Source organism: Streptomyces sp. NPDC016677, assembly GCF_055562815.1.
Map to the genome: position 1 here is coordinate 98,343 of NZ_JBVHEO010000012.1, position 15,050 is coordinate 113,392.

General features: G+C 76.8%; 14 protein-coding genes. All 14 read right to left on the minus strand.

Features of this window, described 5'->3' with window-relative positions; translation table 11 throughout:
- Positions 1-5 precede the first annotated feature (5 nt).
- On the minus strand, positions 6-2,333 hold the full coding sequence (gene pabB / locus ACZ3IG_RS26820; protein ID WP_467435234.1) for an aminodeoxychorismate synthase component I: 2,328 nt from the start codon (positions 2,331-2,333) through the stop codon (positions 6-8).
- A 63-nt stretch (positions 2,334-2,396) separates the two neighbouring features.
- Positions 2,397-3,128 carry an SDR family oxidoreductase gene (locus ACZ3IG_RS26825; protein WP_467435236.1) on the minus strand — a complete coding sequence of 244 codons (732 nt, stop codon included), beginning with the start codon at positions 3,126-3,128 and terminating at the stop codon, positions 2,397-2,399.
- Positions 3,125-4,096, minus strand: coding sequence for an ACP S-malonyltransferase (locus ACZ3IG_RS26830; RefSeq protein WP_467435237.1), 972 nt, complete (start codon positions 4,094-4,096; stop codon positions 3,125-3,127). Before ACZ3IG_RS26830 ends, ACZ3IG_RS26825 begins: the two co-directional genes overlap by 4 nt.
- Positions 4,093-5,637, minus strand: a complete 1,545-nt coding sequence (locus ACZ3IG_RS26835) for a class I adenylate-forming enzyme family protein (RefSeq protein ID WP_467435238.1) — start codon at positions 5,635-5,637, stop codon at positions 4,093-4,095. Before ACZ3IG_RS26835 ends, ACZ3IG_RS26830 begins: the two co-directional genes overlap by 4 nt.
- Positions 5,634-6,386: a hypothetical protein gene (locus ACZ3IG_RS26840; RefSeq protein ID WP_467435240.1), complete on the minus strand. Its 753-nt coding sequence runs from the start codon at positions 6,384-6,386 to the stop codon at positions 5,634-5,636. Before ACZ3IG_RS26840 ends, ACZ3IG_RS26835 begins: the two co-directional genes overlap by 4 nt.
- 49 nt (positions 6,387-6,435) lie before the next feature.
- Complete coding sequence (locus ACZ3IG_RS26845; RefSeq protein ID WP_467435241.1) at positions 6,436-7,593, minus strand: beta-ketoacyl synthase N-terminal-like domain-containing protein; 1,158 nt, start codon at positions 7,591-7,593, stop codon at positions 6,436-6,438.
- Positions 7,590-8,708 carry a phosphopantetheine-binding protein gene (locus tag ACZ3IG_RS26850; protein ID WP_467435243.1) on the minus strand — a complete coding sequence of 373 codons (1,119 nt, stop codon included), beginning with the start codon at positions 8,706-8,708 and terminating at the stop codon, positions 7,590-7,592. Before ACZ3IG_RS26850 ends, ACZ3IG_RS26845 begins: the two co-directional genes overlap by 4 nt.
- Positions 8,705-9,250 carry an AAA family ATPase gene (locus ACZ3IG_RS26855; RefSeq protein WP_467435244.1) on the minus strand — a complete coding sequence of 182 codons (546 nt, stop codon included), beginning with the start codon at positions 9,248-9,250 and terminating at the stop codon, positions 8,705-8,707. Before ACZ3IG_RS26855 ends, ACZ3IG_RS26850 begins: the two co-directional genes overlap by 4 nt.
- Positions 9,247-10,311, minus strand: coding sequence for a glycosyltransferase family 2 protein (locus ACZ3IG_RS26860; RefSeq protein ID WP_467435245.1), 1,065 nt, complete (start codon positions 10,309-10,311; stop codon positions 9,247-9,249). The genes ACZ3IG_RS26855 and ACZ3IG_RS26860 overlap by 4 nt, the downstream gene beginning before the upstream one ends.
- A gap of 16 nt (positions 10,312-10,327) precedes the next feature.
- A complete protein-coding gene (locus ACZ3IG_RS26865) occupies positions 10,328-11,341 on the minus strand; it encodes a methyltransferase (RefSeq protein ID WP_467435246.1) in 1,014 nt (337 codons plus the stop codon).
- Positions 11,338-11,646: an acyl carrier protein gene (locus tag ACZ3IG_RS26870; protein ID WP_467435248.1), complete on the minus strand. Its 309-nt coding sequence runs from the start codon at positions 11,644-11,646 to the stop codon at positions 11,338-11,340. The genes ACZ3IG_RS26865 and ACZ3IG_RS26870 overlap by 4 nt, the downstream gene beginning before the upstream one ends.
- Before the next feature lie 30 nt (positions 11,647-11,676).
- Positions 11,677-12,738: a hypothetical protein gene (locus tag ACZ3IG_RS26875; RefSeq protein ID WP_467435249.1), complete on the minus strand. Its 1,062-nt coding sequence runs from the start codon at positions 12,736-12,738 to the stop codon at positions 11,677-11,679.
- Positions 12,735-14,429 carry a GMC oxidoreductase gene (locus ACZ3IG_RS26880; RefSeq protein WP_467435250.1) on the minus strand — a complete coding sequence of 565 codons (1,695 nt, stop codon included), beginning with the start codon at positions 14,427-14,429 and terminating at the stop codon, positions 12,735-12,737. Before ACZ3IG_RS26880 ends, ACZ3IG_RS26875 begins: the two co-directional genes overlap by 4 nt.
- Positions 14,422-15,018 carry a hypothetical protein gene (locus ACZ3IG_RS26885; protein ID WP_467435252.1) on the minus strand — a complete coding sequence of 199 codons (597 nt, stop codon included), beginning with the start codon at positions 15,016-15,018 and terminating at the stop codon, positions 14,422-14,424. The genes ACZ3IG_RS26880 and ACZ3IG_RS26885 overlap by 8 nt, the downstream gene beginning before the upstream one ends.
- Positions 15,019-15,050: the final 32 nt, after the last annotated feature.

Consider the following 15,050-nt stretch of genomic DNA (forward strand, 5'->3'; position numbering starts at 1 on the left):
CCCCGTCAGGGGCGGGCCGGCTCCTCGTCGAGGACGAGGTCCGGAATGCCGTCGGTGATCGGGTAGGTACGGCCGCAGCTTTCCTGACGGCACGTCAGCCGGGTGCCGGACGCGTCGGCCGTGAGCGGCGCGGTGCACGCGGGGCAGGCGAGGACGGCCAGCAGACGGTGGTCGAGGGGCATGCTCTCTCCTGGGGTGAGGGGGTCGGACGGGCGGTGCGCGCGCGCCGCGTGCAGCAGCGCGCGGACCGGGGCGGCGGCCTTGAGGAGGACCTCGCGGTACTCCTCGGCGGGGTCGGAGGCCAGGACGATGGCGCCGCCCGCGCCCACCGTCCAGCGGCCACCGGAGCGGACGGCGGTGCGGATGACGATGTTCAGGTCGGCGCCCCCGCCCAGCCCCAGGTAGCCGATCGAGCCGGAGTACACCCCGCGCGGAGCGCCTTCCAGACGGTCGATGATCTCCATCGTGCGCCGCTTGGGGGCCCCGGTCATCGAGCCGCCCGGAAAGCACGCGCGCACGCAGTCCAGGGCGTCGGTACCGGGCCGCAGCGTGCCGCGGATCGTCGACACCAGCTGGTGGACGGTCGCGTACGTCTCCACACGCATCAGCCGGGGCACGTGCACGCTGCCGATCTCGCACACCCGGCCCAGGTCGTTGCGGAGCAGATCCACGATCATCAGGTTCTCGGCCCGGGTCTTGGGGTCGCGGCCGAGCGCGTCCCGCAGCCGGGCGTCCCCGGCGGCATCCGCCCCGCGCGGCGCGGTGCCCTTGATGGGCCTGCTCTCCACCCGGCCGTCGGGACCGATCCGCAGGAAGCGCTCGGGCGAGGAGCACACCACCTCGGTGCCGCCGAACCGCAGGAAGGCCGCGTACGGCGCCGGATTGAGGCGGCGCAGGACGGTGTGCGCCAACAGGCCGTCGGCGTCCACCGGCACCCGGACCGTGTCGGTCAGGCAGATCTCGTAGCTCTCGCCCGCCCGCAACTCCTCCTGGCAGCGGCGGATGTCGGCCAGGTAGCGCTCCTCGCCCCGCGCGGGCCGGTGCGTCAGCGGGCCGCCGGGCGGCGGGAGCGGGAGCGGGCGGTGGCGGGCCGGGGGCAGCGTGGCCAGGCGTTCGGCCGTGCGGCGCAGCCACGTGCCGGCGCGCAGCGCGTCCGTCCGGTCGGCGCGGGCCAGACACAGCAGGTAGGCCATGTCCCGCTCGTGGTCCACGGCGACGAGCCGGTCGGCGAACACCCACACGGCGTCGTCCCCGGCGGAGGGACGGACCGGCGCCCCCGCCCCGCAGTCGGCGCGCAGTTCGTAGCCGAACCAGCCGACGTAGCCGCAGGTGAAGTCGAAGGGCAGGGCGGGCCGTTCGATCCGGCGCCGCGCCAGCCCCGCCCGCAGGTGGTCGAAGACCGTGCCGGGCACGGCCCTCGCCCCGTCCACGTCCGTCACCTCCACACGGCCCGAGCCGGCCCGGTAGCGGACGGTCTCGGCGAGCGGGCCCGTGGCGTCGCCCAGGAAGGAGAAACGGGCGAGACCCGGCTCCACCCGGGAGCTGTCCAGCCAGAAGGCGTGCCGTGAGCCTGCGTACAGCGCGCGGAACAGCTCCTCGGTGTCGGGCGCGCAGGGCAGCGCGCGTACGTGCAGACGGTAGGGGGGTGGTGCGCTGGCGGACGCCGGACGGAGAGCGGGGCTCGCGTCGCGTGCCGTCGGGGGGCGCGCGGGGCTGGTCCTGGCGGGCTTTGCGGGCGTCCGGCGGGGCCGGGAACCGCCGGACGCCAGCCGTGCGAAGTTCGCGATCAGCCGCTCGCCGTGTTCCGTGGCCACCGACTCCGGGTGGAACTGCACGCCCCACCGGGGCAGCGACCGGTGGCGCACCGCCATCAGGACGCCGTCCTCCGCCCACGCCGTGGCCTCCAGCTCCCGAGGGAGCGGCTCGGCCACCGCCAGCGAGTGGTAGCGCACCCCGGTGAAGTCCTGCGGCAGCCCGGCGAACAGGCCGTCGCCGCGGTGCCGGATCGGGCTCAGATGGCCGTGGCGCGGCACGGGTGCCCGCCCGACCAGCGCACCGGCCGCCAGACAGATCGCCTGATGGCCCAGGCAGACCCCGAGGACGGGCAGCGGCCAGCGGGTCAGCAGCCCGTCCGTGAACCCGAGGTCCCGGGTCCGCCCCGGGTGCCCGGGGCCGGGTGAGATCACCAGGGCGTCGAACCCGTCCGGGTCCAGCCGTCGCAGGGGCGCCGCGTCGTGGGGCAGCACCAGCGGTTCGGTGCCCGTCGTGCGGGCGATCAGCTGGAACAGGTTGTGGCTGTAGGAGTCGTGGTTGTCCACGAGCAGCATGCGCATGAGGGCTCCACAAGGGGGCGGTGGTCGACGCGGCACGGGCGGGGGCGGGGTGGGGGCGGTCGCTCAGTGACCCATCGCGAGCCCTCCGTCGACGGGGACGACGGCACCGGTGAGGTAGCCGGCGGCCTCGGAGGCGAGGAACGCCACCACGGCGGCGACCTCCCGTGGACGGCCCGCACGGGCGAGCGGCGTCGCCGCCAGGATCGCGGCGCGGCGGTACGGCGGCAGGTCCGAGGTGAGCGCCGTGTCGACGAACCCGGGCAGCACCACGTTGCACGTCACCCCGTCCGGGCCCAGCTCCCGCGAGGCGGCGCGGGCCAGGCCCGTCAGCCCGGCCTTGGCCGCCGCGTACGCGCTCTGCCCGGCGGTGCCGAGCACGGCCGCCACGGACGACACCAGCACGAGCCGGCCCCATCCGCCGCCGGTCATCGCCGGCGCCGCGCGGCGCACGATCCGCCAGGTTCCGGTGAGGTTGACGTCGGTCACGTGCCGGAAGGACGCCTCGTCGGTGCGGAGGAGCAGCCCGTCGCGGCGCATGCCCTGACAGGCGACGACGATCTCCACCGGTCCGTGCCGGGCCTCCGCGCCGGCGAACGCCGCGTCCACCTGGGCGCCGTCGGTGACGTCGCAGCGCACCGCCCACAGCCCGGCGGGCCCCGGCCCGTCCACGTGCCGGGCGGCGACGGCCACCCGGTGCCCCCGGGCCGCGAGCGCCTCCGCGGCGGCCAGGCCGATGCCCCGGGTCCCGCCGAACACCAGGACGGACCGGCCCGTCGTACGGCTGGCGTCGGTCATGGCAGGGGCACCGCCCGGTGCAGGGGCAGCATGAAGTTGAGCGCCACCGGACGCAGTTCGGCGTGCAGGGCGGCGTACCGGGCCAGGACCTGGCCGGGGCCGGCGTCCAGGACGGTGACGACACCGGAGGCGGCCAGGGCGCGCATGCCGTCGTTCCAGCGCACGGGCGCGCAGAGCTGGCCCAGCAGGTCCGCGCGCACGGTGCCGACGTCCAGGGTGGTCCGCCCGGTGGTGTTGAGCAGCAGGGGCACGGCCGGCGGCGAGAGCCGCACCGCGGCCAGCGCGGGACGCAGGGCCCGCTGCACGGGCTCCATCAGCGGCGAGTGCGACGCGACGCCCGCCGGCAGCTCCCGCACTCGGACGTCCTGCCGGACCAGGGCCCGCCTCGCGACCGCGCGCACGGCCGCCGCGTCACCGGAGATCACGGTGTGGAGGGGGCCGTTGAAGCAGGCCGGGACCACCACGCCGTGCTCCGCGGGACAGGCGGCGCACCACTCGGTGACCCGCTCGGGCGGTGTGCCGCCCAGGGACACCATCAGGGCGGGCCGTTCCCGGGTCCGGGCGCTCATCAGCCGGGCCCGCCGGGCCACCAGCCGCAGGGCGTCGTCGAAGTCCAGGCAGCCCGCCTCGACCAGCGCCGCGAAGTGGCCGAGGCTGTGGCCGGCGACCACGGCCGGCGGGGCCCACCGGTCGCCCAGGTGACGGCGGAGCGCCGCGGCGGCCGCCAGCCCGGTGGCCACGATCGCCGGGTGGGAGACCTCCGCCGTGGCCAGTTCGGCCGGGGTGCCCTCCCGGCACAGCCGCACGAGGTCCAGTCCGGTGGCCCGCGCGGCACGCTCCAGGACGTCCACCGCGCAGGGGAACGAGGCGCACAGCCTCTTCGCCATGCGGGGCAGCTGGGAACCGGCGCCCGGCAGGAGGAGGGCGTAACGGCCGTGGGAGACGGCGTCGTGCACGGGTGTGGTCACGCGGCGTCCTCCGGTCCGCCGAGGTCCGGGCGGGTGCCCTCGTCGGCCTCCTCCGAGCCGAGGTCCGGGCGCGGACCCGCGCCGTCCCCGCCGGGCTCCTGCGTCCCGGCATCCCACCACCCGGCCTCCTGCCACAGGCGGGCCGTGTGCACCTTGCCGGTGCCGGTGCGGGGCAGCGCCGTCCGCAGGTGGAACCGGGTGGGGATCTTGTACGCCGAGAGGGTGCGCGCCACCCGCCGGCGCACGGCGATCTCGGTGACGCCGGCGTCGGCGGCGACGAAGGCCGCGAACCGGTCGCCGGGCCCGCCGGCGCCCTCGGACGGCGCGGACACCCAGCACTCACGGACCCCGGGCACCTGGAGCACCGCCCGTTCGACCTCCTGCGGGTCGACCTTGCGGCCGGCCACCGAGATGCGCCGCGTGGCGCGGCCGGTCACGGTCAGGTACCCGGGGGCGGGCAGCCGCCCGGTGTCGCCGGTGCGGAAGTACCCGTCGTGGTGGGAGGCGGCCGACAGGCCGGGCAGTCCCCGGTAGACGACGGGCATGGCGCCCTCCTGACGCAGGTGCAGTTCGCCGACGTCGTCCGGACCGGGGGCGGCGAGCCACGCGCCGTCCGGGGCGCGCAGCCGGGCGGTGACACCGGGCAGCAGGCGCAGCGGGCCGCCGGGGGCGCCGGCCGCGTACGCGATCTGCCCGAACTCCGTCGACCCGTACTGGTCCCGCAGCACGACCCCGGTGGCGTCCCGCCAGGCGTCCGCCGTCGCGGCGGACAGCGGCTCCCCGGCGCTGACGCACAGCCGCAGCGCGTTCGGCGCGAGCGGCACGCCGCTCGCGAGCACCGCCCGGTAGAGGAACGGGACGCTCTGCACCACCGTGACGCCGCCGTCCCGGATCAGCCGGCCCAGTGTCGCGGGCGCGGCCGGGTGCGGGGCGAGGTGCAGGGCGGCGCCGGTCAGCAGGGCCGGCAGGACGGCGACCCCGAGGGCGTAGGCGTGGTGCAGCGGAGTGGTGCACAGAACGCGGTCGTCGTCGCGGTACCCGGCGAGCGCGACGAAGGCGGCGGCGTTCGCGACCGTCACCCGCCAGTCCTTGCGCACGACCTTGGGCAGCCCGCCGGTCCCCGACGTGACGAGGTCCAGGTACGCGGCCGGCGGCCCGGCGCCGACGTCCGCCGCCGTCCCGCTGCCGCTGTCGGGTGTGGGTGTGGGTGTGTGCCAGCCGGTCAGCCCGGCCCGCGCGGCCACCCGCGCCCGCTCGTCGGCGGTGGCCCGGGCGTCGTACAGGACCACCTCCCGTCCCTCGGCGGTCGCCGCCAGCAGCTCGACGAGCGTGCCGGGATCGTTGCCGGCCAGAAGGCCGGACCGGGCGCCGGCCGCCGGGCCGTCCCGGCGCAGCCGTGCCCTCGCCCGGCCCACCAGCGCGGCCAGTTCGGCCCAGGTGAGGGTGGTGTCCCGGTGCCGTACGGCGGGCCGGTGCGCGGCGGTGGCGGCCCGGGCCGCGAGCAGGTCCGGGACGGTCCCGGGGCAGGCGGTCGCGCTCATCCGGTGCCTCCCGGGCGCAGGAGCAGACGGGAGCCGCCGCCGGTCAGCTCCAGGGGAGCGCCGGCGCCGCGGCGGTGCCAGTCGGCCAGGGCGGTCAGCGCCTCGCCGGGATCGCCGCCGTCGTCCGGGGTGTCCCGTACGGCGGGGTGGCCGCCGCCGGGGCGCCAGCCGGTGACCTCGCCCCGGCCGCCGGCGCCCGCCAGCACCACGGCGGCCGTGCGCAGCGGAACCGGGCCGGCGTGCGCCGGATCCGCGGGCGGCGGCCAGTGCGCGGAGGCGACCAGGACCCGCTCGCAGCGGCCCGCCGCGATCAGCGAGGCGGCGTACCCCAGCGCGTCGACGCCCCCGGCGGGCCCGGTCAGGGTGACCGCGGTGCCCTCCAGGCCGAGGCCGATGCAGAGCAGCCCCGTCAGCGAGTGCGCCGAGTAGTGCAGGAAGCACTCCGGTGCGAGCCAGCGCGGGCCGTGCCGGTCCAGTACCTCGGCGATGTACGCGCAGGTGGCGTCCGTGGCCTGGTGGAAGGCGGTGACACAGCCCAGCGGACGGGCGTCCCCGGTTCCCGACGCGGCCAGCGCCTTCCGCGCGGTGGCGAGGAGTTCGGGACCCAGCGTGTCGCGCACGGCGAGCGGCATCCGGGGCACGTCGGCGGCACTGCGGGGAATCGCGGGCAGCTCCTGGACGGACCGGCGTACGGCGGTCGCGGCGATCCGCGGTGTCGAGGATTCAAGCGCTCCGAATTCGGGTGTCACGGATTCGGGTGTCACGGATTCAGGTGTCATGGATCGAGGCGTCACGGCTTCAGCTGTCACGGTCGAACACCACCGCCACGTTGCTGCCGCCCAGGCCGCAGGAGAGGGTGAGCGCGGTCCTCGGCGGACTCGGCGGGGGAGCGTCACCCAGGTTGAGGTGGTCCCAGCGCGGGTCGCGGCCGGCCAGGCCGAGGGTGGGCAGCACCCGGCCGCGCAGCAGGGTCAGAACGGTCACGATCGCCTCCACGGTGCCCGCGGCGCCCTGGCAGTGGCCGAGCGCCGCCTTGCTGCTGACCACGGGGACACGGGGCAGCCGCGCGCCCAGCACCTCGTGCAGGGCGCTCAGTTCGGCCACGTCGCCGTGGCGGGTGCCGGCCGCGTGCGCGTTGACGTACCCGATCTCCTCCGGCGCGGTGCCGGCGTCCGCCAGGGCCCGCCGCACCGCCGAGGCGATCCCCTCCACGTCCGGCCGGGCGGCCTGGCTCGCCGCGTTGCTGCCGCCCCAGCCGCGCAGCCGGGCCAGCGGCGCGTCGGCGGCGCGCTCCAGGACGAGGGCGGCGGCGCACTCCGAGATCCGGATGCCCGAGCGGCGCGCGGCGAACGGGCGGCAGCCGCCGGGGCTGAGCGTGCGCAGCGAGGCCAGACCGTGGAACGCCGTCTCCGTCACGGTGTCCGCGCCGCACACCAGCGCCCGGTCGGCCACCCCGGCGCGCAGCAGGTCCGCGCCGACCCCCAGCGCGGTGGCGCCCGCCGCGCTGGCGTTGCCGACCCGCACCACGGGCCAGTGCGGGCCGGGCGGCGCGTACGGTGTCCAGGCCGCCCCCGCCGGCCCCCGCCCCTCGTGCCAGGCGCGCCACGCCGCCCCGGACGGGAAGCCGCCGCCGTCGGTGGTCCCCAGCACCAGCACCGTGCGCGGGGAGCCGCCCCGGCCGCCGCGCCTCTCGGCGTCGGCCGCGGCGTCCGCGACCGCACGGTGCACCAGGTACGGCAGCCGCTGCGGATGCCCGGGCGGCGGCGCACCGGGGCCCGTCGCCTCCTCGGGCACCAGACCGACCCGGTGGGCGCCGGTGCGGGAGGCGTCGAAGTGCGTGACGGCCCGGAAGGCCACCTCCCCGCCCGCGCAGGCCCGCCACAGCGCGTCGACGCCGGCGCCGCCGGGCGAGAGCACACCGAGCCCGGTGACCGTGACCGGGTCCGCCGCGTTCACCGGGCCCCGCCGGGCGGGCGGCCGTGCGCGGACAGGTGGCGGACCAGTGCGCCCACCGAGTCCGCCAGGTCCCACAGTTCGCCGTCCGCGATCCGCTCGACGCCGCACTCCCGTTCCAGCGTGGCCAGCACCGCCACGATGTCCAGCGAGTCGACGCCGAGGTCCGCGAACGGTTCCTCCCGGCCGATGCCGTGGGCCGGGCCCACCCCGATCCGCTCGGCCAGCCGTGCCCGGACCAGCTCCTCCAGCGCGGCGGACCGTGCCGCCGCGCCGTCCTCGGTGTCTTCCATGACCTCTCCCCTCGTAGATGCCCCGGTGTGCGCGGACGCGGCGGTGGCCGGGCCCGCGCGCGGGCCGGCGGACGGTCCGGCGGCGGGCAGGACGGTGCGGCGGTCGGCGGGCGGTCTGTCGGCGATGGCCAGGACGGTGCGGGGGTGGACCCGCACGGCCGTCCGCCGCCGGGTGGTCACGGCCGCGACGCAGTCGGCGGCGTGCGCCGGTACACCGCGGACCCACCAGCCCGCCAGGTCACCGGGTCCGGCCACGGTGACCCGGCCCCGGTCGTCGAACCGCGCGCCCACCCGGGCCAGGGCCGGGCCCAGCGCGGCGCCGGTGGCCTTCGCGTACGACTCGGCCGCCGTCCAGGCCGCCAGCACGGCGGCACGCCGCACCGGCACGGGCAGCCGGGCCAGCCGCGGGCCCTGCCCGGCGCCGAACAGCCGGGGCGCCAGCTCCTCCACCCGCGCCGCCCGCCGCGCCGTCTCCACGTCGACGCCGAGCGGACCCGTCCGGTCCCCGACCGCCACCGCGACCAGGTCCCCCGCGTGCGCGACCGACAGCGACCACCGCGCGCCGCCCGCACCGGCCAGCCGCGGCGGACCGTGGTCCGCCGCCCCGCAGGCGGGGCAGCGGGCCGTGAGCGGGACGTCCGGCGGGGGCACGCCCAGCCGTACCGCCAGCACCGAGCGCAGCAGCCCGCGGGCCACGACGAACCGGTCGGCGGCGGCGCTGTCGCGGGTCCCCGCGGCCCGCTCCCGTTCGACGGGGCCGAGGAGCCCGGCACAGTGGCGCACCGCCGCGCGGGTCACCAGCGCCTGGTGCACGTCGGCGGTCACGGCAGCGCGCTCTCGTCCAGGCGCTCCAGGATCTCCCCGGCCGTCTCCTCCGCCCGCCGGCCCGTGGTGTCCAGCCACAGGCCGATGCGCGCGGTGTCCCGGCGGAACACGGCGTCCAGTCCGGCCGCGTCCCAGCCCGATCCGTCGTACGCCTGCCGGGCGCGGCCCGCGTCCCGCCGCAGGACCGTCTCCGGGGACGGAGCGAGGACCACGACATGACAGGGCCGGACACCGTCCAGCTGCCGGACGAACCGGGCCAGGTGCCCGCCCAGCAGGTTGTCCTCGGCGACCACGGTGAAGCCCTCGGCGTGGTACGAGCGGGTCAGCGCCGCCAGGTGACGCAGCCGCAGACCGTACTGGCGCAGCGCCTCCGGTGACGGGTCCGGCGTCATCTCGGCGCGGCCGGTGACCACCATGCGGCGCAGCACGTCCCCCTCGACGAGGACCGCGGGGTCGAACCGGCGGGCCAGCAGCGCCCCCACGGTGGACTTGCCGCTGCCGGGGATGCCGGTCACCACCAGCACCCGGGGCCCGGCACTCACCGGGCCGCGCCTGCCGCGCCCGCCGAGGCCGGCGCGGAACCGGTGCGGTCACCGCCGTGGTGGACGTGCCAGTCGAGCGCCGGTTCGCGCAGGGTCAGCAACTCCACCAGCAGCCGGTTGCCGACCGGTTCGACCTTCTGGAAGACCCGCTTGACCGCCTGGGTGCCCGCCGGCCCGAGGGAGTCGGGCAGATACCGTTTCAGCTGCTCGAACAGCAGCCACTGCCGGCCCTTGCGGTTCTTCGCCACCCGCTCCACGTACTCGGGCCGGATGCCGTACTTGGCGGCGAAGTGCCGCAGGGTCCGCGCCGTCCACGCGTCGCTCCAGCGCAGCATGAAGTACGGCAGGTCGTCGCGGGCGAAGGGCGGCGGCATCCGGTACGTGATCACCGACGCCGGTTCGAACCACACGGTGCCGCCCGCGTCCAGCACCCGCTGGCTGAAGTCGAGGTGCTCACGGGTGGTCAGCAGCCCCTCGTCCATGCCGCCGACCCGTTCGACGACCGAGCGGCGCACCAGCGCGCAGTGGAACTCGATGATGTCGCACCGTCCCCGGCGCAGCTCCTCCTCGGGCACCTGCGACAGGTGCTTCATGTAGTACCGCTGCGTCTGGGTGAAGTCCCGGGTGCCCCACACACCGGAGAACTCCATGTCGCCGCCCGCCATGTGCACCGTCTGCTCGTCGAGCGGGCCGTGCAGGTAGAGCGGTCCGACCATCGCGGCCTCCTCCTCGTCGGCGCAGGCGACCAGCGGACCGAGCCAACCGGGCGTGTACTCCACGTCGTTGTCGAGGAAGACGACGTACTCGCCGCGCGCGTAACGCAGTCCGATGTTGCGGGCGCAGTTCGGCGAGACGTACTTGTTGACGCGGACCGCGGTGAAGCCGTGCACGTCGCTCAGGGCGCGCAGCCGCGCCCACCGGTCCCGGGGCGAGTTCACGTCGACGTACACGACGTGGCACGGCACGTCGGTGTGGGCGTAGAAGCTTTCGAGGGACTCCTGTGCCCAGGAGAAGCGCTCGCGGCTGGTGATGACGGCGGTGACGCGGGGCGGGCTGTCCATGGAGGTCTCCGGATGTTCAGGCGGGGCGGGCGGTGAGCAGGGCGTAGTGGCCGTAGCCGGGGGTGACCGAGCAGTCGGTGAACCCGGCCGCGCCGAGCAGCGCGGCCAGTTCCGCGAAGGTGCGCAGCCGGCCGCCGGTCATCACCGCGAGGGCGAGCGAGTAACCGGTGACGGCCGGACTGCGGCGGGCCGCGTCGTCGGGCAGCACCTGGTGCACCAGGAGCCGGCCGTCGGCGGACAGGGCGGCGCGGGCCCGCTCCAGCAGGACGCGGCAGCGCGCGTCGTCCCAGTCGCCGAGCACGTCCGCGAAGAGCACCCGGTCCTGGTCCTCCGGCCACGGCTCGGCGAACATGTCGCCGGGCCGCAGCCGGACCCGTCCCGCCAGCCCCGCCCGCGCGAGCAGCCGGTCCGCCTCCCGGGCGACCACCGGCAGGTCCAGGACGGTCGCCCGCAGGCGCGGATGGCGCCGGGCGAGGGCCATGGCGAAGGTGCCGACCCCGCCGCCGGGCTCCAGCAGGGTGGCACAGTCCGTCAGGTCGAGCCGCTCGGCCAGGGCCGCGGCGGGCGCGGTGGAGTGGGCGTGCATGGCCCGGGCGAACCGCTCGCCGTGCCGGGGCGAACGCTCATGGGTCTCCCAGATGCCCCGGCCCCGGTAGCCCTGGGGGACGCCGGTGGCGACCAGGTCCCGTACGGCGGCGCAGCGTTCGTCCCAGCCGAGGGCGAGCATGGGCCCCCAGTAGTCGTCGGCGTCGGGGAGCAGGAAGACGCGGGTCTCCTCGGTCGGGTGGTACCGGCCGCCGTGCACGGCCAGGTGACCGAGGGCGGCGAGGTGTTCGAGCAGCACCGAGGTGCCGGCCCGGTCCCACCCCCGGGAGGCGGCGAGCCCGGCCGGATCGCTCGGGGCGGCGGCGAGGGCGGCGAACACCCCGAGACGGTCGGCGGCGGCCACCGCGGGCAGCCGGTACTGGGACATGAACACGTCCATCAGCAGCCGGTCGTCGGGGCCCGTCCAGGCGGCCGGTGCGGTCACCGTGCCTCCGCCGCGCCCGCGGCGACGCCCGCGGCGATGACGTCCAGCAGCTCGCCGACCGTGCGGTAGCGCTGCGGGTCGATGTCGTCGTTGTCGAAGGTCACCTCGTGCCGCTGCTCGAAGTGGGTGAACACGTAGGCGAGGGTGAGGGAGTCCAGTCCGAGGCGGCTCATCGGGTCGTCCTCGGTGAGGCCGTGCGCCACCTCGGGCGGTGTCTCGCACTGCTCGACGAGGACCGTCCGCATCTCGTCGAGGACGGCCGCCCGGTCCGTGGACGCCGGGCCGTCGGGGGGATTGCCGGTCATGGTGACCTCTTCTCTGTGAACCGGGTTGCTTCATACGAAGGACAGGTCGGGCAGCGGCCGGCCCTGGCCGAAACACCACTCGGCCTCACCGCGCAGGCGCCGCACCAGCCGGGTGCCGTCGCCGCGGGCGCGGGGCGGCGGCGACCCGGTGTGCCGGGCCGTCGCCCGCAGCAGTTCCGCCAGGGCGTCGGCGAGGACGGCGACCTCCTCGTGGGCCATGGCATAGACGCCCTCGGAGCGGAACCGGTGCAGTCCGAGCAGCAGCAGGCCGAGCTTCTGCGCGCGGGCCGCCGCCGCCAGCGCCGCCCGCGAGACGTCGGCGGTGCGCGGGTCGCCGGCCCCGGCGAGGGCGTGGCCCAGCAGGAAGAGCTGCGGCTGCACGTCCCCGAGCACCCACACGTCCATCCCCTTGGCCAGCAGCAGCGGCAGCCGGGCCCCCGACCACACCGTGCCGTGGAACGCGCGCAGTTCCGCGACGTCCTCGGCGAGCGGCACCAGCGACGGCGGCAGTACCTCGGCGGCCACCTCGCGCGGGCGGCGGGTGTCCGGCGGCGCGGTCCGCTCCAGCACCGCGTACCGGGTGCACGCCGCGCGCAGCCCGTCGGTGACGGGCAGTACCCGGCGGTGGCCGTCCTCGGCGGGCGCGTCGGTGTCCAGCAGGTGCAGACCACGAGCGTCCAGCCGGTGGGCCAGCACCATGTGGTGGTGGTAGTGCTCCGCGCCCTCGTGGTCGTCGCCCGGCCAGTGGTGGCCGTCCGGCATGAGGATCACCGGCGTGCCGCCGCCGACGAGCGCGGCGATGTCCGGCCAGTGCCGCCCGCCGGTGCCGATCGCGGTCAGCCGCCAGCGCACCGCGCAGGCCGGGAAGTCGCTCAGCGGCCCGTACCAGCTGCCGCGCCGCACCAGGTCCAGCGGCACGGTCAGACCGCGCGCCACCGCGTCCGCGGTGTACCCGTGGTGGAGCAGCACCGCCTCCACCGACCGCAGGAAGCACCCCAGCCCGTCGAGGCCGATGTTCTTCCAGCCCAGCGCGGCGGCCGGGTCGAAGCGGTAGGAGGACCGGGCGCCCCCGGCGGCGGCCGTGTCGCTCATGTGGTCCTCCGGGTGTTGCGCAGCACCGTGGCCACGATGGTCAGCGTCGGGTTGTGCCCGCCCGAGGTGGGGAACAGACCGCCGTCGGCGACGAACACGTTGTCCATCGCGTGCATCCGGCCCACCCCGTCGGTGACCCCGGCGGCCGGGTCGTGGCTCATCCGCAGGCCGCCCAGGGTGTGGAAGTTGCCGGGCACGCCGCCCGGTTCCCGGGGGAAGAGCTTCGAACGGGTCTCCGGCACCGCGGCGACCGCGTCGGCCCCGGCCGCCCGCAGCAGGGCGGCGAGGCGTGGCAGACAGAACCGCTGCGCCGTCAGCTCGTGCCGGTGCGGCGCCCACGTGATCCGGGGCACCGGCACCCCCAGCCAGTCCCTGACGGCCGGATCGAGCGTCACGCGGTTCTCCCGCTGGGAGACGTCCTCCCCGTGCATCTGCACCCCGAGCAGCCGGTCCCGCAGGGGGCTTTCGCGCATCAGCCGGGCGAAGGCCGGGCCGTACGGCGACTCCGCCGCCAGCACCGGCAGCAGCCGCCGGTAGACGTGCCCCTCCCGCACCCGCCCCGGCTGCCCGCCGCCCAGCTCCACCACACCGCCCCGCAGGTACGGCAGTCCCGCCGCGCGGGCCGCCTCCCGGGCGCCCGGCTGGTCCGGGTCGGCGAAGTCGTCCAGCGCGTGGGTGATGTTCCGGCCGCGCGCACCGCGCACCCGCTCGCCGAGGAACAGGCCGTAGGCGACCGAGTACCAGTGGAACATCAGATGACGGCCCAGCAGCCCCGACGGGTCCGGCAGTCCGGACAGCGCCGCCAGCCGGCAACTCTCCACCGCCGAGCCCGCGAGGACCACCCGGTCGGCGGGCAGTTCGCTCCGCCGGCCCGCGGCGTCGGCGTACACCACGCCCCGCGCCCGGCGCCCCGTGTGCCGCACCGCCACGGCCGTGCACAGCGGACGGACCTCCGCGCCGGCCAGCACCGCCCGCCGCAACGCCGTCAGGGCGCTGCCGCGGGCGCCGCCCGGACAGCCGTAACCGCAGCACGTACCGCAGTCGGTGCACGCCGGACGACCGTCGTAGGGGCGGGAGTTGGCGGCCATCGGCATCGGATAGGGAGCGAGGCCCAGGCCGCGGGCGGCGTCGGCCACCCGCACCGACGACGTCTGGTCCGGCCCCGGGGACATCGGGAAGTCCCGGGTGCGCGGGGCGCGGCGCAGGGTCAGCGCGGGCAGGGCGGCGCGGTCGCCCTGCACCCCGAGGAGCGCCTCGGCCTCGTCGTAGTACGGGGCGATCTCCGCGTAGTCGAACGGCCAGTCCACCACGTCGGCGTCCGGCAGCGGCCCCAGCGCGCTGAGCTTGGCGAAGTCGAGGTCCCACAGCCGGGGCGTCTTGGCGTCCCAGTGCACCGAGCCGCCGCCGACCGCCGCCGGCAACGCGTTGACGAACCCGGTGACGGGCCGCCCCGGAAAGGCCCGGTCCTCGTAGACACGGGGCTCCGCGAGCGGGTCGGGGTACTCGAAGCCGCGCACCGGGCCCTTGATCTCGTCCGGCGAGAACACATGACGGGGGGCCGCCTCGCGCAGGTCCTCGAAGTGGCTCGGGCCGCGCTCCAGGACGGTGACGTCCCAGCCGGCCTCGGCCAGCAGCATCGCGGCCGTCGACCCGCCCGGCCCGCTTCCCACGACCACCGCGCGCTCAGCCACCGTAGCCCCCCGCGGCGGCCAGCGACCGGGCCGCCTCGGTGAAGTGCCGGGCGAGTACGGCGACGGGGTCGGCACCCGGTCCGCCGTACGGCGTGACGGGGTCGGGGCGGGGCCCGCCGCCGACCGGGTACATCGGCAGGGGGAGCACCGGGGGACCCGCCGGGGCCGGGCGTCCGCGGTAGACGGGGTCGCCGTAGGTGCCCTCCACGGCGTGGTCGAAGAGCAGCTCCCGGAACTCCGCCGGCACGGCGCGCAGCGCCCGGTGCCGGTCCGCGGACGGGGCGCCGGCGAAGTCGCCGCCCGCGAGCCGGTCCAACTCCGGTACTCCGGCGCGGTAGACGCGGCCCAGCTCCGCCACCCTCCGCTGCCAGCCCGTCCGCTGGGCGGGGGTCAGGGGAAGGAAGGAGCCGTCGGGACGGCCGGAGGCGTAGACGAGCGGCGGTTCGACGGTGAACGCGCCCAGCAGCCGGTCCGCGTACCGCACGGCGTCCGCCTCGTGCGACCCGGGGACGAGCAGCGCCATCACCGCCCGGACGACGGCCGCCTCGCGGGGCGTGAAGAACAGCCACTGCCGCCTCTCGCTGGGCAACTTGTCACCGTATAAGGGAACTTGCTGGTATT

Bases quoted from the DNA above. Each gene is read 5' to 3' on its own strand.
- ACZ3IG_RS26825 (WP_467435236.1), bottom strand. From the start codon at position 3,128: ATGACCGACGCCAGCCGTACGACGGGCCGGTCCGTCCTGGTGTTCGGC.
- ACZ3IG_RS26875 (WP_467435249.1), bottom strand. From the start codon at position 12,738: ATGAGCGACACGGCCGCCGCCGGGGGCGCCCGGTCCTCCTACCGCTTC.
- pabB (WP_467435234.1), bottom strand. From the start codon at position 2,333: ATGCGCATGCTGCTCGTGGACAACCACGACTCCTACAGCCACAACCTG.
- ACZ3IG_RS26835 (WP_467435238.1), bottom strand. From the start codon at position 5,637: ATGAGCGCGACCGCCTGCCCCGGGACCGTCCCGGACCTGCTCGCGGCC.
- ACZ3IG_RS26860 (WP_467435245.1), bottom strand. From the start codon at position 10,311: ATGGACAGCCCGCCCCGCGTCACCGCCGTCATCACCAGCCGCGAGCGC.
- ACZ3IG_RS26870 (WP_467435248.1), bottom strand. From the start codon at position 11,646: ATGACCGGCAATCCCCCCGACGGCCCGGCGTCCACGGACCGGGCGGCC.